Source organism: Algoriphagus sp. PAP.12, from assembly GCF_026652115.1.
Lineage (GTDB): Bacteria > Bacteroidota > Bacteroidia > Cytophagales > Cyclobacteriaceae > Algoriphagus.
In genome coordinates this window covers 225,548-245,697 of sequence record NZ_JAPPSQ010000004.1, presented here as the reverse complement: position 1 = coordinate 245,697, position 20,150 = coordinate 225,548, and the positions used below count along the sequence as shown (strand labels likewise).

Annotated in this window: 13 protein-coding genes; 3 read left to right on the top strand and 10 right to left on the bottom strand. The window is 40.3% G+C overall.

Translation table 11 applies throughout. The annotated features are described in order from the left end of the window. Positions 1 to 675: 675 nt before the first annotated feature. The 9 genes from O0V13_RS07550 to fdhD all read right to left on the bottom strand — a co-directional run bounded on the left by O0V13_RS07550 (position 676) and on the right by fdhD (position 14,121). The gene (locus O0V13_RS07550; protein ID WP_268034367.1) at positions 676 to 1,854 is read right to left on the bottom strand and encodes a DUF418 domain-containing protein; all 1,179 of its coding nucleotides are present in this window, start codon (positions 1,852 to 1,854) and stop codon (positions 676 to 678) included. A 160-nt stretch (positions 1,855 to 2,014) separates the two neighbouring features. Next, entirely contained in the window at positions 2,015 to 5,194 is a 3,180-nt protein-coding gene (locus O0V13_RS07545; RefSeq protein WP_268034366.1) for an efflux RND transporter permease subunit, read from the bottom strand. Between the two features lie 25 nt (positions 5,195 to 5,219). Next, positions 5,220 to 6,335 (bottom strand): efflux RND transporter periplasmic adaptor subunit, encoded by a 1,116-nt coding sequence (locus O0V13_RS07540; RefSeq protein WP_268034365.1) that lies wholly within the window; start codon positions 6,333 to 6,335, stop codon positions 5,220 to 5,222. A 21-nt stretch (positions 6,336 to 6,356) separates the two neighbouring features. Further along, the gene (locus O0V13_RS07535; protein ID WP_268034364.1) at positions 6,357 to 7,682 is read right to left on the bottom strand and encodes a TolC family protein; all 1,326 of its coding nucleotides are present in this window, start codon (positions 7,680 to 7,682) and stop codon (positions 6,357 to 6,359) included. A 38-nt stretch (positions 7,683 to 7,720) separates the two neighbouring features. Then, positions 7,721 to 8,299 carry a TetR/AcrR family transcriptional regulator gene (locus tag O0V13_RS07530; protein ID WP_268034363.1) on the bottom strand — a complete coding sequence of 193 codons (579 nt, stop codon included), beginning with the start codon at positions 8,297 to 8,299 and terminating at the stop codon, positions 7,721 to 7,723. A gap of 124 nt (positions 8,300 to 8,423) precedes the next feature. After that, a complete protein-coding gene (gene cydB, locus O0V13_RS07525) occupies positions 8,424 to 9,497 on the bottom strand; it encodes a cytochrome d ubiquinol oxidase subunit II (RefSeq protein WP_268034362.1) in 1,074 nt (357 codons plus the stop codon). A 2-nt stretch (positions 9,498 to 9,499) separates the two neighbouring features. After that, positions 9,500 to 10,831 carry a cytochrome ubiquinol oxidase subunit I gene (locus O0V13_RS07520; protein WP_268034361.1) on the bottom strand — a complete coding sequence of 444 codons (1,332 nt, stop codon included), beginning with the start codon at positions 10,829 to 10,831 and terminating at the stop codon, positions 9,500 to 9,502. A gap of 39 nt (positions 10,832 to 10,870) precedes the next feature. Beyond that, entirely contained in the window at positions 10,871 to 13,249 is a 2,379-nt protein-coding gene (locus O0V13_RS07515; RefSeq protein ID WP_268034360.1) for an FdhF/YdeP family oxidoreductase, read from the bottom strand. Next, a complete protein-coding gene (gene fdhD, locus O0V13_RS07510; RefSeq protein ID WP_268034359.1) occupies positions 13,246 to 14,121 on the bottom strand; it encodes a formate dehydrogenase accessory sulfurtransferase FdhD in 876 nt (291 codons plus the stop codon). Before fdhD ends, O0V13_RS07515 begins: the two co-directional genes overlap by 4 nt. A 140-nt stretch (positions 14,122 to 14,261) precedes the next feature. On the opposite strand from fdhD, the gene O0V13_RS07505 reads away from it, so the two are divergent. Continuing rightward, entirely contained in the window at positions 14,262 to 16,007 is a 1,746-nt protein-coding gene (locus O0V13_RS07505; protein ID WP_268034358.1) for a family 43 glycosylhydrolase, read from the top strand. Here the strand turns inward: O0V13_RS07505 and O0V13_RS07500 are convergent. Further along, the gene (locus O0V13_RS07500) at positions 16,004 to 17,488 is read right to left on the bottom strand and encodes a serine hydrolase (RefSeq protein ID WP_268034357.1); all 1,485 of its coding nucleotides are present in this window, start codon (positions 17,486 to 17,488) and stop codon (positions 16,004 to 16,006) included. The two genes, O0V13_RS07505 and O0V13_RS07500, sit on opposite strands and share 4 nt — an antisense overlap. 122 nt (positions 17,489 to 17,610) lie before the next feature. Between O0V13_RS07500 and O0V13_RS07495 the strand changes: the two genes are divergently transcribed. Together O0V13_RS07495 and O0V13_RS07490 are read left to right on the top strand one after the other, a co-directional pair. Then, complete coding sequence (locus O0V13_RS07495) at positions 17,611 to 18,462, top strand: winged helix-turn-helix domain-containing protein (protein ID WP_268034356.1); 852 nt, start codon at positions 17,611 to 17,613, stop codon at positions 18,460 to 18,462. 38 nt (positions 18,463 to 18,500) lie between these two features. Next, on the top strand, positions 18,501 to 20,150 hold the full coding sequence (locus tag O0V13_RS07490) for a sulfatase family protein (protein WP_268034355.1): 1,650 nt from the start codon (positions 18,501 to 18,503) through the stop codon (positions 20,148 to 20,150).

Sequence of the window (20,150 nt, the reverse complement as noted above, 5' to 3'; positions counted from 1 at the left end):
AAAACTATTTTTACGACAATTTATTGTCACGAAAATTGAAATTCTGTCGTGAATCTTAAAATACGGGAGTAGATATAGCTCATCTATGTAAACTACCGAATTGTGCACACAGTGTGCACAAAGTGAAAGATTAAGGCAATACAATTGGATTAGACTTGAGACTATAAAATTTGATTCAAACAGCAAAAAGAAAATGCATCACTCGTACTATTCGTACAGCTCGTACCCCTCGTACCGTACGAATTGTACGAGGCTAAAGTGAGACTCTAAACCATTTAAATTATTTCAATCCTGAGACAACTCAAATACCTTCAAATTAACAGGAAAATTAAAGGTTCATTTTCTAATTTTGACCTTACTTAAAATAGGTTCGTTTTCTGATTTTACATCAAAAAGAAAAAAGATCATTCAAAAACCATAAACATAAAAAGTGTTTATATGGCGATTAAACACATGTTTTGAGAGGTTCGAAATGGTTCAATTCAAATAAATTTAAAAATGTAAAAGCAAAATGAACCTGTCCCCCTTTTTGTCCCCCCTTTTCTTATAAGTAGCTGAAAAACAATAGGATTTTGTAGCACTGTTCCCGCTACTACGAAGCCGATCAGAAATGATCGGCTTTTTTTTTGTTTTTTCAGATCAAATACTTAAAAATATATTTTCTTTTAATTAAGGTTACCTGTATGTAAACTTCCTCCAAATCCATTCCAAGGGGCCAGATTTGAAATAGTTAAACCAGATTTTGCTGAGAAATATCTGAAAGATGAATATCCCAAATGCAGTGGCTAGAGTTTGGAAAGGACTCATAGATTCATAAAGTCCAAATCCAACTGAAGAGAAGAGTACCAATCCCACTAGACTTTGGAAAATGTAATTTGTTAATGCCATCCTACCGACGTATTGGAGAGGGCTGAGGATTTTTTGCCAATGGGTATGATACCAAACCCAACCGAGCAACCAGAGATAAAATATTCCAAACTGGATGTCAGATAACACCATCAACTTGATGAAAACGGTTCTGCCTACCTCAGTTCGATAGATATCCCAACCTGTGAAAACAAAAAGAAATAAGAGTCTATAAAGACAAGTAAAAAGAGTAATCCAAAGCATCGGTTTCCTAATCTGAAAGATATAAGAATCCAGCTTCTCATAGATCTTGTTTTTGCCTAAATAAAGCCCCAGTAAAAACATCGCCAAAGCCATAGGTGCAAAGAATCCAAAGAGCAAAGGGATATTGTACATATACTCCAGCCAGCGAAATTTGATGGAGTCGACATAGCTTCCAAAGCGGATTATTTCATTGACTTTTTGAGGAGTATAGTCCGCGAGGAATATTCCTGGGTCAAAGTCCAAAAAACCTAAAATTCCACCCAAAACCTGATCATAATAGGGAAAAAGGAGGAATATGAAAGCCAAGGTAAGAATGAGCTTGTTGGACTTATTGATCAATATCGTAATTAATAACCCTAAGATTGCATAGATATTCAGGACATCTCCAGAAAAGAGGAAGGTGATATGAAGTAGTCCAATCAAAAACAGGAATCCCATTCTTCTTCTAAAAAAGGAGAAATTCAATAGTCCTTTTTCTGAAAGTCTGATGGCCTGCATGGAAATCCCCAAACCGAAAAGGAGGGAGAAAATCGGAAAGAACTTGGTGTAAAAAAACAGCTGGAGAATCAGCTCAACAATCTGGTCCAAAGGAGAAGTCCACTGTGCCGCAAATACCTCTTGAGAAAAATAGGAAGAATTCATCGCTCCGATATTGACTACAAAAATCCCCAGAATGGCAAAACCACGATAAATATCCAGTAATACAATTCTTTGACTTTGGGTAGTGGGCTTTTGTGAATTCAAATCGGTTGAAGGCTGGTTTGAAAATGCAATGGTCTAGTTAGGGCAATTTTGAATTTTGTCCAAATAATCCTGAAATGAATTGGTTTTGAAATGGGAAGGGCCTAAACAAAAAAAACCGACCCAAAGGCCGGCTTTTTAGATATATCGCAAGTCTATTTATTTAATGTCCATGTCCTCCATCACCTTCTTGAGGAACGTAGTTTGCTTCTAGTTCAGCCAATCCTTTTTTGCCGTAAGCAATCTTAGTGATGATCACATAGAGTACTGGTACAAAGAAGATGGCCAAGAAGGTCGCAGCAAGCATACCGCCGATTACGGTCCAACCGATGGTTTGTCTTGCGACAGCTCCCGCACCATTGGAAAGGGCCAGTGGCAATACCCCTAGGATAAAGGCCAATGAGGTCATAATAATCGGTCTCAAACGAAGTTTCACTGCATCAATTGTTGCTGCCAATAGGGGCATACCGCGATCTACCCTTTCTTTGGCAAATTCCACGATCAAAATGGCATTTTTCGCAGCCAAACCAATCAAAGTCACCAAACCAATCTGGGCATAGATGTTATTGTCCAACTTAGGTAGGAAGTGCAAGGCTACAATCGCACCAAATGCACCTAATGGAAGAGCCAAGAGTACGGAGAATGGTACAGACCAGCTTTCGTACAAGGATGCCAATAGTAGTGAAACCAAGATAATCGCCAAGGAGAAAATCAAGATGGTTGCGTTTCCAGAAGAAAGTTCCTCACGGCTCAATCCTGAGAAATCATACCCATATCCCGCTGGAAGCACTTCAGCAGCTACTTCTTGTAGTGCTTCCAAAGCCTGACCGGAAGAGTAGCCCGGAGCGGCATTACCATTGATTTCTGCAGAACGGAACAAGTTGTAGTGGGAAATCACTGCAGCATTGTCCACCACTTCATAGCTAATCAATGCACTTAATGGAACCGCTTCACCAGCTGAACTCATTACATAGTATTGCTCCATTTCCTCAATGCTTGCACGGTATGCGGTGTCAGCTTGAGCTACCACACGGAAATTACGTCCGTATTTCGTGAAGTCATTGACATAGGCACTACCCATGTAATTGGACATGGTGGTAAATACTTCGGTCAAAGGAACGCCCAATTTTTTGGCTTTTTCTCGATCAACCACGACATGGTATCCAGGAGTTTTGGCATTGAAGAAAGAGTAAGCCATGGCGATTTCAGGTCTTTGGTTGGCAGCCATTAGGAATTGTCCCATGACACTTTCTAAGTCTTGTACTGAGCCTGTTCCTCTTTGCTCCAACATAAAGCTGAATCCACCTGTCGAACCTAAACCAGGGATCGCAGGAGGTGGAACTACCACGATTCTTGCCTCAGGAATCTGAGCAAACCGTTGGTTAAGCTGCGCCATGATTCCATAAAGCTGCTGGGAAGGTTCCTGTCTTTCATCCCAAGGATCCATCTGGATAAAGAAGGTTGCAGAATTGGATTTGAATGAGAAGTTGATCACGTTCAATCCACCGATTCCGGTTGCATTTTTGATTCCATCGGTAGAAGTCAGAATATCACTCATTTCGCTCATGACCTCACGGGTTCTACTACTGGAAGAACCTTCAGGTAATTCTAATGAGATATACAATCGTCCTTCATCTTCTGTAGGAAGGAATCCAGTTGGTTTGGTTTGGAATAATCCAAATGTTCCCGCGAAAATGCAGATCAATAAAATGATCATCAAAGGAGCTCTTTTGATGGCACCTTTTACACCTTTGGAATAGTTCTGTGTAGTTCTTTCAAACCACAAGTTGAATTTGTAGAAGAATCTGTTTAAGCCCTTTCCATGCTCATTTACCTCAGATGGTTTTAGCAAAAGAGAACATAAAGCAGGAGTCAAACTCAAAGCCACGAATGCCGAAATCAAAACGGAAATCGCAATGGTAATCGCGAACTGTTGGTACATTCTACCTACGATTCCAGGGATAAATCCAACAGGGATAAATACCGCACTCAAGATCAAAGCAATCGCAATTACCGGAGCTGTGATGTCTTTCATCGCCAGTTTGGTAGCTTCCTTGGCAGTGATTTTTCGAGTATCGATGTAGTGCTGAACCGCTTCAACTACTACAATCGCATCATCCACCACAATACCAATCGCCAATACGAATCCGAATAGGGTTAGCGTGTTTACCGTAAAGCCCAATAATGGGAAGAAGATAAATGTACCGATGATGGAAACCGGAATCGCTAACACTGGAACCAATGTGGCTCTCCAGCTTTGCAGGAATAGGAATACCACCAAAATTACCAAGATCAAAGCTTCAATAAAGGTGTGAACCACCTCATTGATGGATACTTTTACGACAGAAATTGCTTCGAAAGAAACATCATATTTCATGTCCGGAGGGAATGAGGCCTGAAGTTCATCCAATGCGGCATAAACTCCGTCAGCAGTTTCCAATGCATTACTTCCTGGTGCTTGGTAAACCAGCAAAATGGCATTTTGCTGACCATTCAAGGTAGAGAATCTACTGTAGTCAAATTGTCCCAATTCGATTCTGGCCACATCTCTCAAATACACAATAGACCCGTCAGCAGGATTGGCTCTCAATACGATGTCTCCAAACTCCTCTTCGGTATCCAATCGACCATTCACGGTGATTGCATATTCAAATGTTTGTGAATCATATTGAGGATTACCTCCAACTGTACCCGCAGCAACCTGAAGGTTTTGCTCCTGAATTGCTGCAGAAACTTCTCTTGCCGAGATATTGTACTGGGCTAGTTTGTCTGGTTTCAACCAAACCCGCATACTGAAATCCTGACCAATTGCGGTAATATCCCCAACGCCTTTCACTCTCAAAAGGGCATCTTTAATATAGATGTTAGTATAGTTTGCCAAAAAGCTTGGATCGTGCGTATTGTTCGGAGAAGTGATACTGACTACCATCATTACACTTGGATTTCTCTTACGAACTGTTACTCCCAATCTTCTTACAGCCTCAGGAATCTGGGGTTCGGCAATACTCACTCGGTTTTGTACGTCCAAAGTGGCAATGTTTACATCCGTGCCTACATCAAAGGTCACGTTCATTTGCATTTGTCCCGTACTCGTATTGTTGGATGAAATATAGGACATCCCGGGCGTACCGTTGATCTGAGTCTCTATCGGAGTAGCTACTGTCTGCTCTACCGTTTCCGCATCGGCTCCGGTATAGTTTGCAGAAACTGAAACTACAGGTGGAGTGATGTCTGGATATTGTGTGATCGGTAGGTTAATCAAGGCCAATGTCCCTACCAGTACAAGTACTACTGAGATGACAATGGCTGTAACCGGTCTTTTTATAAATACTTCTGATATCATATTGTATGAGTCTGCTAGTAAAAAATTACTGTTGTGGAGCTCCTCCAGTGGTGATTTTTGCTCCTTCTCTCAATTTTTGAATTCCTTCGATCACGAGAGTTTCACCACCCTGAAGACCTGATCTGACCACCACTTGATCCCCAAATACAGTTCCCAATTCCACCACTTTTTGAGTCACAGTTTCTTCAGCGCCAACGATATAGACAAAGTATTCACCCATTTGCTCGGAAACTGATTTGTAAGGAATTACTACTTGCTCTCCGATGTCTTGATTCAAGACCATCAAGTTCACAGTCATTCCTGGAATCAATTCTGCATCCGGATTTGGGAAGTTTACTCTTAGGTTGATTGTCCCTGATTGTCTCCCCACTGCTCTATCGATAGTGGTGAATGTCCCGTTGATCGGGTAGATGCTTCCATCACTAAACTTGATTCTGAAAAGAGAATCTGGATTGTTTTCTGCTCTCAAAAGCTTGTTGAATCTTGGAATCTCTTTTTCGTTGATCACAAAGTTCACAGCCATTGGATCATTGGAAGAAAGTGTATTCAAAAGCGGTTGTCCAGGAGAAACCTGAGCTCCAAGTCTTACTTGGGAAATCCCAACTGTCCCATCAAAAGGAGCTGTCAAAACAGAATAGGAATAATCTGTAGATGCTGATTCCATTTGAGCTTTTGCAGAAGTTAACTGAGCTTGTGCATTCAATACTTCCGTATGAGCTGCATCCAATGTTTGCTTTGCAATTGCATCTTCCTCATCGAGTCTTTTGTATCGCTCATAATCCTTTTCGATTCTAGCTAAATTCGCTTCAGCACTTTGAACAAGCGCTTTGGTCTGTTGCAAAGAAGCCGCGTATTTGCTTCGGTCGATTTCATACAGCTTTTGACCTCTTTTCACCTGCTGTCCATCTTTCACATAGATGTTGGTGATATAGCCACTGATTTGAGGACGGATTTCAACCTCGTTCAAAGGAACTACAGTAGAAGGATATACATCCGTTCCGGTCACAGATTTTTTAACTGCTTTGGTTACAGAAACCAAAACCGGTGGAGGGGCTTGCTGAGCTGCTTGCTGATTTTGCCCACAGGAAGTGGCTACAAAAAGTAGTGCAGCATAGAATATAATGGTAATAGATGATCTCATGAGATATTGAAAGTTTTCAGATTAATAGTTGATGGTGCCCAATGCTTGATCCAAATCCAGTTTGGATAGCAAGACTTGATAAAATGCATTGATATGATTGATTTGAGCAGTTTGAAGGTCTGTCTCTGCAACAACTAGGTCCACATAGGCTTTGACTCCTTCATCGTATTGCATTTTGATGATGTTATAGACATTTTCTGCCATTTCCATATTTTCACGGATGGTTTCCCACTCATACAAGCTGGAATTGTAAGAGGCCAAAGCTGCATCATATTGCGTATTGATTTGATTCGTCAAGTTTTCCAAATCAATTTTCCCACGCTCCACTTGAAGCTCGGCTGCTTTCACCCGATGAACTCTTTTTCCACCCTGAAAAATCGGAATGGATAGGTTCAACCCAACCGCTGAAGTCGGATAGGACTGATTGTATAGATCAGAAAAGTTTTGATTGAAATACATCCAGTTGTATCGATAATAAGCGGAAAGCTGTGGCAGGTAATTCCACTTTTCATACGAAGTCTGAATTTCATTCAAAGACTGCTGAGTTTGCATCAAGCGATATTCCACTCGGTTATCCAAAATCAATGGATCGGCAGCATCTTGAGCGATATCCTCAACTGCACCTTTGACATCAAAAGTTATCTCAAAATTCAAACTATCAGGATGGCCAATTAATTGCTTCAAATAAGAATACTTGGCATCAAAGGAATTCATCACTCGGTTTCGATTACTCTTTGAGTTGGTCAGAGTGATAAATGCCCGCTGATAATCTGTTTTGTCTACTAAACCAGTTTCGTATCTGGTTTTGGCATCCTTGTATTGCTTTTCCAGCCTTTGGAGGTTCTCTTCTATGATTTTTAGCTCTTCCTCGGAAAGGAGGATGTCATAAAATGCCTTTGTTACATCAACGATGGTGTTGATTTTTGCATTTTCGATTACTTCTTCCAATTGATTTCTGTAGTACTTAGAAGTACGAGAAGCAAACAGTTGATCTCTGTTGAAAAGTGACTGGTCCACTTGCAAAAGCACATTGGAATTGTAAGGCTGGCCAAAAGTGATCAGCTGATCGCCAATAGCACTAGTTTGAAGCTTGATATTGTAAGCTCCGGCAGCACTTGCAGTAATCTGAGGATACCAGCCAGCAATATTGGCTTTGATTTCCCGGTCTCCGATTTGCTCATCAATCTGAGCTTGTCGGATCGTAGGACTTTGTACTAGGGCATAGTCCAGTACTTCTTGAAGTCCTACTGTTCCCTCTAACTTTGGAACATCCTCCTGCGCCAGAACTTTTACCGTCAATAGGAATAGCCCAAGGCCCAAAAGCAAGGACTGCTTTGAATAGGTCATAATTTTAAATAGAGTTAATCGGTTATTTAAATGCGTAATTAATTTGCTTTGATAGCATCCCAAATCATAAAAGGGTAGGATGAGAAATCGACTTTCTTTTTTTCAAGTTTCTTTCCAAAGTTCCTTTTGACCTTTGCCAGTGAATGGGCTGATTCATTCACTAAAATTTTCAAGATTATTGGGTTTATATCTTTGATGGCTCCCTGACGGATGCCATCTAGGTAAAAGTTTTCTGTCCATTCAAACCAACTTGGGTTTTCTTTATGAACCTCTTCTGTGTTGTATGGGGATTTTAAGAATTGATCTAAAAACCCTTGAATTTCAGGGTTTTGAAAATAAAATTCAGAAATATTTTCCCAGAATTTGAAAAACCTTTCTTGGAATGGAAGTTCTGGATTGTCCTTTAAGGCAACGGCTTTATATTGCTTTTGGATCACCTCTTTGAATATCCCATAGATCATGTCTTCTTTGTTCTCAAAGTAGGTATAAATGGTGCCTGCGGCGACTCCGGCTTTTTTGGCAACTTGGCTGATCGGGCATCCATGGAATCCATGTTCATTGATCAGCTCCATTCCACTTTTGATGATCGAGATTCTTTTTTCTTGTAAAGTTTCCATAAGCTCTGAATGAACGTTCAATCATTTTGATGATTGATTAGTTCCCCAGGATTAGAAAAAAATCAAAAAAACTTTGAAATCTTATGAGCTAATTATGAATGGAGTGCTTTTAAGTGGTTAATAATCAATGGTCTCCGTAGTGAATATGATCCATTTTTCCTTTGAAAACTTTATGCTGTACGATGAAATACAGCGAAACCAAAGCAAATGCAATTACAAACCAAAAGACTCCTATGGAAAGGCCATATTCATGAGCCGAGGCATTGTAAAGAGTCAAGGAGGGATTCACTTCATTGGTACTTGGGAGCATTTTAGGGAAGATCGAAACTGCCGATGCAACGAATCCACCAACCAGAAACAAAGTCGAAAAGAGAAATCCCATTCCGTCTTTATAAGATTTGACTTTAAAGAGTCCGAAAATTCCTGCGAATGAAATCACTGGGAAAATCCAAAGCCAAGGATGATTATTGAAGTTTTCGTAGGGGTTTTCCTGAATGTAGTGCCAAACCAAAAGGGAAACTATGACAAATGCCAGCAGGGCAAAATTCATAATGAAAACCACTTTTTTCAATTTCTGATTAAGGGAGCTGCTGGTTTTGTAAATTACCCAGTTGGCACCATGAATGGTTAAAGCAATCACAGCTATGACTCCTAAGAAAACGGTAAACCAGTCAATGACTCCTAAATGGTTTGCTTGCGGGCTAAAGGTCGAATTCCACAGCGGAAGGAAGAAATAGTGAGCTTCTTGGGTAGAAACCCCATTCTCTACCATTCCCAAATTCACACCACGGACGATGTTCCCCAATGCAATTCCAAAGAAGAGAGCAAGCAATAAGCTGGCTACTCCAAAAGATGTATTCCATATGCTTTTCCAGAGGTGGTTGTTGACAAAACCGTAAAGCTCCAACCCGATGGCTCTGAAAATCAATAACCAGAGGATCATGATCAAAGGCAAATAAAATCCACTGAATGAAGATGCATAAAGCGTAGGAAAAGCAAAGAACAAAACGCCTCCAGACGCGATTAACCATACCTCATTGGCATCCCAAAAAGGGCCAATGGATTTCGTGATCATTTTTTTATCCTCTTCAGATTTAGCAAATAATAAATGCACAATGCCTGCTCCAAAATCATAGCCCTCTAGGACCAAATAGACGGTAAGCATAAATAAGAGTGCGATGTACCAAAATATTTCCATGATCAGTCGATTTGAGGATTAGGTCCATGTTTAATGATTTTTCCTGCCAAAAGAAGGAATAGCATTCCCAGCAAAAAGTACAGTCCAATGAACCCCAATAAGGTAAACAGGGTGTTTCCAGAAGAGACTGTTGGAGAGGCACCTTCTACGGTTCTCAATAAATTGTAAACTAACCAAGGCTGCCGGCCCAATTCGGCCGTATACCAACCCGAAATATTCGCGATATAAGGGAAAGGAAGCGCAAAGACCAAACTCCATAAAATCCATTCAGTACTGAATAGCTTTTTTCGGATCAAAAAGAACAAGGAAAGGCCCATCAGACCTATAAAGATTGTACCAAGACCAACCATGATGTGGTAGGCATAATACAAACCTGCAATATTGGTTGGATAGAGTTTTTCATCAAATTCATTCAGTCCATAAATCGTGGCATTCCAGCGTTGGTGAGTCAGGAAACTTAGTACGCCTGGTACTGCAATTTTATTATCCAGTTTCTTTTCAAGGATATTAGGTTGACCAATCAAAACGATTTCTGCTCCACCTTTTTCGGTTTCGAAAATACCTTCCATGGCTGCAAAAGTCACTGGTTGATATTTCACGACATTTTTAGCCAACATGTCACCAGATGGGAATGCTACAAAAAGGGAGGCTGCCAAACCAAAGTAGACTCCGGTTTTCACAAAAAGCTTCCCGAATTCAGCTTCTTTTTTATTCAAAATATAAAAGGCACCAACTGCCGCCATTACGAAAGAACTGGTGACCAAAGAAGCCGCTTGATTGTGCAGAAATGAAGGAATAAGCCAAGGATTAGAAAAGAGAGCTCCGAAATTGTTCAAAACAAATTTCCCGTTTTCAAGGATTTCATACCCGACTGGATGCTGCATCCAAGAGTGGGTTGCTATGATCAAATAGCCACTAGCCCAAGATCCTAAAAACACTAAAAATCCAGTCAGAAAGTGGAGTTTTTGACCTAAAAGCTTTTCGCCAAACAGGAATAGACCTAGAAATGAAGACTCTAAGAAGAAGGAAAACATCCCTTCCATGGCAAGAGTCTGGCCGATCACTCCACCTGTTAATTCAGAGAATTTTGCCCAGTTGGTCCCAAACTGAAACTCCATCGGGATTCCTGTCACCACTCCCATCACGAAATTGAGGGAGAAAATCTTCATCCAGAATTTGGCAGCATGGTTGAAAGATTCCTTTTGAGTCCTAAGATATTGCCATTTGAAATAGACAATCAAAAGCGATAGACCCATCGTCAATTGAGGAAAGAGATAGTGAAAAGTGATAGTGAATGCAAACTGCATCCGGTCATAAAAAATCATATCCTCCATAAAAATTGCTGGTTTGGTGAGTTCCTAGATTAACAAGCTTTACCTTCCAAATGATTCCATTTTTTGGTAAACATTTGGGTCATGTTTTCGGATTTTAATTTTCACGTATTTAGAGGCCGGCATATTACTTTCCTTGACCACATTATTGACCGAAACCAGGACGTTTGTTTCAGGAAAATAGGTGACTGTGTTCTTTTCCGGAACAGGATATTCCACCACGATAAATAAAGGTGCAATTCTTTCAATTCCATCATCATGGTTGTAAAGGTCCACTTTGTCTCCGGCCTTCAGGCCTGCTTTGACGATATCATTTTTATTCATCATGACCACCCTTCGCTCATTGTAAATTCCTCGATATCGATCATTCAAGCCATAAATCACGGTATTGAATTGATCGTGCGTTCTGGTGGTAGCCATTAGGTATTCATCTTCTTCCAATTTGTTTTCAGGCAGTTCACTTATTACAAAAGATGCCTTGTTAGCGTATTTTTTGGACTTGAAATTCCCATCTCTTGCGGCATTAGGTAGATAAAAACCTCCTTTTTGTTTTACTCTTACATTATAGTTTTCGAATCCCGGGATGCATTTCTCAATGTCCTCTCTCACTGCATCGTAGTTTCCTAAATACCGATCCCAATCGACCACCGATTTATCACCCAAAGTGGCTTTGGCCATGTGGCAAACAATATGGGTTTCATTGATCAGATCCTTGGAAATAGGTTCCAGCATTCCTCGGGACCATTCTACCACTCCCATTGAATTTTCAGTACTGACATGCTGCCATTCTCCATTGACCATGTCTTTTTCGCTTCGAGAAATAGTAGGAAGAATCAACGCTTCCTTTCCATGAATGAGGTGACCCCGATTCAACTTGATAGAGACCGAGACGCTCAAGTTCAGATTTCTTATTCCTTCGGCTGTATAGGTGGTGTCTGGTGTCGCGGAAAGGAAATTTCCTCCCATTGCAAAAAACACTTTCAGTTTCCCCCCATGCATTGCTTTGATTGTATTGATCACATCGTACCCATTTTCTCTAGGAGGGTTAAAGCCAAAAACCTCCTGAAGTTTATTCAATTGCTCCAGAGTGGGGTGGTTGTTGATGAGCATGGTTCGGTTTCCCTGAACATTGCTATGTCCACGAACAGGACTTGGTCCTCCTCCTGGTTTGCCGATGCTTCCTTTGAGCAAAAGAAGATTGATGATTTCCCGGCAGATGTCTACTCCATTGTGCTGTTGTGTTACTCCCATCCCCCAGCAGACAATGATTCGATTTTTGAACTTCATCATTTCTGCAGCTTTGATCAATTCACCTAAAGAAACTCCTGCTTTTGAGGCCAAATCTTCGAGGTCCAACCCTTCCAGATGTTGGATCATTTCTTCATATCCACCTGTTTTATTTTTGATGAATTCGTGGTCAAACACTTTCCCGGGATTTTCTTTTTCAAATCCTAAAAGGATCTTTTCAATAGCCTTGAGTAAAGCTAAATCTCCATTGATTTTGACAGGAAGATATAAGTCAGCAAGCTCCGCTGTTATTCCTAAAATACCGGATACTTTCTGAGGGTCTCGAAAACCCATCAAGCCGGCCTCAGGGAGCGGATTAATTGCAATAATTTTTGCTCCGTTTTTTTTGCCTTTTGCCAGTGCACTCAGCATCCTCGGAGAATTGGTTCCAGGATTTTGCCCAATGATGACAATCAAATCCGTATCGTAAAACTCATGGAGCTTCACAGTCCCTTTTCCGACTCCCAAACTGGTATTTAAAGCAAAACCGGAAGTTTCATGACACATATTAGAGCAATCAGGGAAGTTGTTGGTACCAAACTCCCGGACAAAAAGTTGATATGCAAAAGAAGCCTCATTACTCGTTCGCCCTGAGGTATAAAATGCCGCCTCATCCGGAGAGTCCAATTGATTCAGGTGTTCGGCAATTTTTGAAAATGCTTTATCCCAACTGATAGGTTGATAGTGAGTCCCGCCTTTTGGGAGATACATGGGCTCCGAAAGTCGTCCCAAATGCCCAATTTCATAATCTGTGAGTTTTGCTAAGTCACTGACCGAGTTGTCTCTGAAAAAATCTGCTGTGATTCGCTTGCTAGTTGCTTCTTCAGCTAAAGCCTTAGCGCCATTTTCACAATATTCAGCGACTCGAGATCGATCGTCGTCAGGATCTGGCCAACCACAACTCGGGCAATCAAAACCATCGAATTGGTTCATTTTGAAAAGTGCCTTTCCTCCCCGAATCAGTGTTTTCTCAGTAATTAAATTTTGAATGGAAGTAGCTACTCCCGGGATCCCAACGGCCCATTTTTTCACCTTCCCTTGCTTTAGGTTTAAAAGTTTAAAAGGAGGTTCGGCTGAAGGAGTGTTTTGGATAGGGTCTTCAGATTCGCTTTTCCGTTTATTCTGCTCACTCATAATCTGTCTTTTTGAGTGGAAACTTGGATTCTTTCGCTTCCACAATAAATATTCATTCGATTTTCTCTAAGAAATCCGATAAGGGAAATGCCAAATTCTTCTGCCAAGTCCACGGCTAGACTAGAAGGTGCTCCTATTGCTGCCACGAATTTGAAGCCGGCCATTGCAGCTTTCTGAATCAGTTCAAAACTGGCCCTTCCACTGAGAAGTAAGATGTGATTGTTTAAAGGAAGTATCTTGTCTTTTAAAGCTTTTCCAATGAGTTTGTCGAGGGCATTATGCCTCCCAACATCCTCTTGAAAGGAAAGGAGGTTTCCACTTAAATCGAATAGGCCTGATGCATGGATTCCACCTGTTTGGGAGAAGCCTTCTTGTACTGCTTTCAAAGTAGAAGGTAGATTGTAAAGAATGTCTACCGGAACAGAAAAGCTTGGTGGTAGATTGTTGCAAAAGGAATTCACTGTCTTAATGGAATCAATCGAGGTTTTGCCACATACACCACAGCTCGAGGTAGTATAAAAATTTCTATCAGAATTCCCCAGATTCGGAATGACTCCATCATGCAGTTCGACAGTTATTTTGTTTTGTTTGTCAGAAAAGCAGTCAGAGTCTTGGTAAACACTTTTTATCTCCTGAAAAGAGGAAATAATACCTTCTGTAAATAAGAAGCCAAGAGCTAAATCCGGATCATCACCGGGGGTTCTCATGGTTATCGAAACGTTCTTTTGAATTCGTTTTCCTTGGTCAAAATACGATAATCGAATTTCCAGTGGCTCCTCAATTGATAAGGTGTCTTTTGATAGACTGAGAGTGTTTTCTTTGATTTTTTCGATCAGAATTTGCTTTGTGGAAGGGGATTGTAAATCGTTCATTTCAGCTGATTTTACTTCTGGATAAGTTAGCCATTAATAAATGAATCAACTAAAATCATCTAGAATGATTTAATGAAAAGTGATGATTAGTAGGATTGCTGGACATTCCATAAATTGATAGGCCCCAAAATACCTATCCTATGAAGTTTTTCTTCAGTTTACTTGTTTTCCTATTCTTAGGAATCTTTTCATCTGCCTTTGCACAACAACAACAACAAACCTATTGCAATCCCATCAATCTGGATTATGGCTATACTCCCATCCCTAACTTTTCTGAATGGGGAAGACATAGGGCTACAGCTGACCCTGTCATAGTCAACTTTAAAGGGACTTTTATTCTCTTTTCGACTAATCAATGGGGTTATTGGACCTCTACAGATATGTCCAAATGGGAATTTCATTCGCGTCTTTTTCTTCGTCCTTGGAACAAAGTCTACGATGAACTTTGTGCTCCTGCTGTGGGAATTGTAGGAGATACTGTCTTGGTCATGGGGTCCACCTATGAAAAGGATTTTACGATTTGGATGAGTACGGATCCAGTTGGGAATGTTTGGGAGCCACTGGTTGAAAAATTTGAAATTGGAGGTTGGGATCCAGATTTTTTCACAGATGATGATGGAAGATTGTATATGTACAATGGAAGTTCCAATCGTTATCCACTTTACGGAATTGAATTGGATAGGAAAACACTAGAACCTATTGGCACTCGGAAGGAAATGTATCTGTTGGAGCCTGATAAATATGGCTGGCAACGCTTTGGAGAGCATATGGACAACACTTTTTTAGATCCTTTTATGGAGGGAGCTCATATGACGAAACACAATGGAAAATACTACTTGCAATATGGAGCACCAGGAACAGAATTTAGTGGCTATTCAGATGGTGTCATTGTTGGGACTGGGCCATTGGGGCCATTTACTCCTCAATCCGATCCATTGAGTATGAAGTTGGGAGGATTTGCGAGAGGAGCAGGACACGGCGCTACTTTTCAGGACAACCGAGGTAAATATTGGCATGTCAGCACGATCATGGTTTCGGTCAAAAACAATTTTGAGCGGAGGCTTGGGATTTGGCCGACAGGATTTGATTCAGATGATGTGATGTGGAGCAATACTGCTTTTGGAGACTATCCACATTACTTGCCGGACACCGATAAGGCAGGGGAATTTACAGGTTGGATGTTGTTGAATTATGAAAAGCCAATATCTGTCTCCTCTACCTATGGTGGTTTCGCTCCAAACAAAGCCAATGATGAGGATATCAAAACCTATTGGAGTGCCAATACTGGTGAAAAAGGAGAGTGGATTCAGTCAGATTTAGGTCAGGTCAGCACTGTTAATGCCATACAGATCAATTATGCTGATCAGGATGTGGATCAGGATCGATTGGGAAAGAGGACAGACCAATTCCATCAGTATATTTTGTATCACTCTCTAGACGGTGAAAAATGGGAGGTTTTGGTAGATAAAAGCCAAAATCAAACAGATGTACCTCATGAATATGTGGAATTGGAAAAACCTGTGAAAACTCGATTCCTAAAGCTAGAAAACATCCATATGCCGACTGGCAAATTTGCAATCAGCGGTTTTAGGGTTTTTGGAAATGGTGGAGGAGCAATTCCTGAAAAAGTGAATCAGTTTATGGTTTTCCGGACTGAAAAAGACAAGCGAAGTGCGTATTTGAAATGGTCACCGATGGATGACGGCTATGCCTATAATATTTATTATGGAACTGCTCCTGATAAGTTGTATACCTCCATCATGGTATTGGGAAATAATGAATATTGGCTCAAAACTTTGGATAGAACCAAGACTTATTATTTCACTATCGAGGCGATCAATGAAAACGGAGTAAGTAAAAGGTACGAGGTCCTAAAAGTGGATTAATTGTAGGTTTTGGACTCTAGTAGTTTTAGGAATCTCTTTGCATTTCCATTGGTTGGATTAAGCTCTAAGGATTTTTGGTAGTTCATAATTGATAAATCTATTTTTCCCAATTCCATTAATATTTCACCATAACTATCATATACTCTAAATGAATCTGGAAATGCTTCTACATTCAGTCTGAAAATTTCTTTTGCAGCATCCAGATTTCCTCGTTCCAAGAAATCATAACCCAAAAGGTTCATTTCGTTTTCACTGAGATAAAACCCGCCTTGGTCTTTTATTGCTTTATAGTTTTCTATTCCTTTTTCTATTCCATTTTTCTCGATTTCTTGACCTACTGAAATCGCCACGGATTGAACAGGCTTGTCAAAGCTTGATCCATGCAAAATCCCCAAAATCCCCTTTGTCATATGGTGCAGGGGAGCCCTTCCGGTATTATTTAATATAATAATGGAGGTCTTTTCCGATGGAATTCTTGTGATCAAAGCTGTGTATCCATTAATCACACCATCATGGCTGATCGATTTCAAAGCGGAAGAAGTATTTCCAATTTGAATTTCACCGATATCCCAGCCATTTGCATAGTGCGAGTTGCCCAGTTGGACTTTTGGAGAGAAAAGGGAGTCAAGGTAAGATTTGGGTAGTAGCTTTTCAGAATAAAGAGCTTGATCCCAAATAAAAAGGTCTTCAACGGTCGAGTGAATCCCTCCTGAAGAATAGGCTTCCGAATAATCAATATAATTTGCTTTCAAATACGATAAACCTAATGGAGAATATCCCGAAGCCTTGTTTTTAACCAAGCGTTGGGTTGGTTCGTAGCCGGAATTTTTCATTCCTAAGGGGCTAAAAATCTTTTCATTCAGGATTTTTCCATAGGGTTTGCCTTCTATTTTCTCCAGGAGAAAACCCAAAAGAGCATAGCCCGAATTGCTGTAATTAAATTGACTTCCTGGAGTAAAAAGAAGTGTGGAATCTGAAAATGTCTGGATCAAACCTTCAGGTCTTATAAATTTCATCATATCTGTTCTATAGGATGGAAAAGAAGTATGATTGGGGATTCCAGAAGTATGGTTTAACAAATGTTGAATAGTAATCAAATCACCTTGTGGCTTTGGATAGTCAGTCAAATAGTTGCCAATAGGGGTGCGGAGGTCAAGTTTGCCCTCGGCCACTAATTGCATGATAAGCATGGAAGTAAATTGCTTTGAAACCGATGCGATTTGAAACTTTGTGTCTGGTTGATTAGGTATGTCCCATTCAAAACTGGCTTTACCAAAGCCTTTTTTGTAAATAACTCTTCCTTCAAAAGCTACCAAAATTGCCCCGTTGAATTGATGATAGTCATGATAGGTATTTACATGCTGATTGATTTGGTTTTTTTTTGTTTCTGACTGAGGTTGGGCCGGGGAACAGCTTTGAAGGTGAAGTCCAATTATGAATAGTACTGTGTAAATGGGCTTTAAAAATAAGTTCCAATTCATGATCAAGTTGCTTTTTTTGAATTGCTTGCAACCACCCTTTTTTTCTAAATACAAGTGTCAAAAAAGTGTAAAACCTCTGTCAAGCTTTGTGAAAACATCCAAAATTCCATTTCTTACACCCGATGTATCAAAGAATCGGAGCTTTACTTTTAATAGTTTGTGTTGTTGGCTTTCTAAGCTTGGGGGCCACCTGGAGAGAAAATGAATCTTCCGAAGAAAGGAAGGTGGCTTTGCGGATGCTTGGACATCAGCTTTTGCTAAACCAAGGTGATTCAAGTTCTATCGTGCTTCCTGTGAAAGAAGTTCAAGAAGGGGAATTTGAGATTTCCTTTGAGAAAAAACTTACGATCAAGCCCTATTCTGTTGTCCAGATAGCCTCACAATTGGAGAAGTCTAACTTTCTTCCTTCAGAATATTTAATTGAAATTGTCGAATGTCAGAATCATGAAATTGCTTATAGTTTTCAGATTAAGCCATCCGAAGAGGAAAGTTTGATACCATGCTGTGGAAGAGATTTGCCAAAGGCTTGTTATCAAGTGAAAGTGTATTTTCCTGAGAATTTGAATACGAATTTGGCCTCAATATTCCTTTTGGGAATTCCTGCTTTGGCCTTCGTATTTTTTGTTTTTAAAAAACCATCAGAAAAGCGGGTCTCTAAAGATTCCAAAATTGATTCTGGTTGCTTATCGATCGGTCAATTCATGTTTTACCCGGACCAATTGAAGTTGATTCATCAGGAAGAAGAAATCATACTATCCATTAAAGAGTGCGAAATTCTAGAGGTCCTTATTAGTCGGCCCAATCACATTGTTTCTAGAGAAGAATTGTCAAAAAAAGTTTGGGAGGATAATGGAGTTTTTGTGGGAAGGAGTTTAGATACTTTTATTTCAAAACTTCGAAAGAAGCTAAATAATGATCCAAAAATCTCTATATCCAATTTAAGGGGTGTAGGATACAAATTGGAAATCAAATAGGATTTGGCTTCAATCCTAAAACCCTGTAAGTTTCATTTATGAATCGGATCAATTTTCTAAGCTTTAGTGTATTAGGACTATTTTTTATCTCCTGTCAAAATCAACCTCAAAAAGAGGAGGTCGTAGATAGGCCCAATATTCTTTTTGCAATCATGGACGATGTTACTTATCTGCACATGGGGGCGTATGGTTGTGATTGGGTCAATACTCCGAATTTTGACAGAATTGCCAAAGAAGGAATCCTCTTTATGAATGCTTATACGCCCAATGCGAAATGTGCTCCTTCACGAGCCAATATCCTGACGGGGCGCAATTCTTGGCAATTGGAAGAGGCAGCAAATCACTGGCCTCAGTTTCCAGTAAAATTCAAATCTTTTGCAGAATCTTTGGATGAAAATGGCTATCACGTCGGCTACACAGGAAAAGGTTGGGCACCGGGGAAAGCAGCCAATGAAGATGGTTCTCCTAGAGATTTGCTGGTCAATAAGTATGGAGAATTCACATTAGATCCTCCTACGACGGGAATAGCAAACACTGATTACGCGGAGAATTTCAAAGCTTTTTTGAGTGATAATTCAACTGATGATCCCTTTTTCTTCTGGTTTGGAAGCTGGGAACCACATCGTGGCTATGAGTATGGATCTGGAATCCGAGTAGGTGAAAAGAGTCTGGAGCAAATCGCGAATGATCAGGTTTTTGAGTTTTGGCCAAAGGTAGATTCCGTGAAAACAGATCTTTTGGATTATGCCTATGAAATAGAATATTTTGATTTGCAATTGGGGAAAATGTTGGATCACCTGGATTCGATTGGCGAGTTAGAAAATACCTTGATTGTAGTGACAGCAGATAATGGAATGCCGTTCCCAAGAGTCAAAGGTCAGGAATATGAGTATTCTAATCATTTGCCATTGGCGATGCGCTGGCCAAAAGGGATTTCGGGTGAAAATAGAAAAGTGGAAGATTATGTGAGTTTCATTGATTTTGCACCGACCTTCCTGGAATTAGCCGAAGTCAAAGAGGCTGACTCGGGAATGGATAGCATTACAGGCTTAAGTTTGACAGATATTTTGTTTTCAAAAAATAGCGGAGTGATCAATTCTTCTCGTGACCAAGTCCTTATAGGTAAAGAAAGGCATGATGTAGGAAGACCGAATGATCAGGGATACCCGATTCGTGGTTTGGTGAAAAATGGAATGTTATATCTCTATAATTTCGAGCCGGAAAGATGGCCTGCCGGTAATCCAGAAACTGGTTATTTAAATACAGATGGTGGGGCTACCAAAACTGTGGTTCTAAACTCCATTTACAAGCCTGAAACTTTTCAGTTTTGGGAATGGAGTTTTGGAAAAAGGCCACAGGAAGAACTTTACAATATCGCAGAGGATCCAAATTGTCTGGTCAATTTAGCAGAGGATAATTCTTTTGAAGTTTTGAAGAATGAAATGAAAACTGAGCTCCTTGAAAAGTTAAAAGCCCAAGGAGATCCAAGGGCTTTGGGAAACGGGGATATTTTTGATCGGTATCCTTATGTAGACCCAAAAAGTGTTGATTTCTACAATCGCTATTTGAAAGGAGAGGAAGTCAGCTTTGGTTGGGTCAATGCTAGTGATTTTCAAGATCTGTCCAAAGTCCCAACCTACCAGCAAATGCTAAAGGAGAAGAGGAATCAGGATATTGAAAAGAAGTAA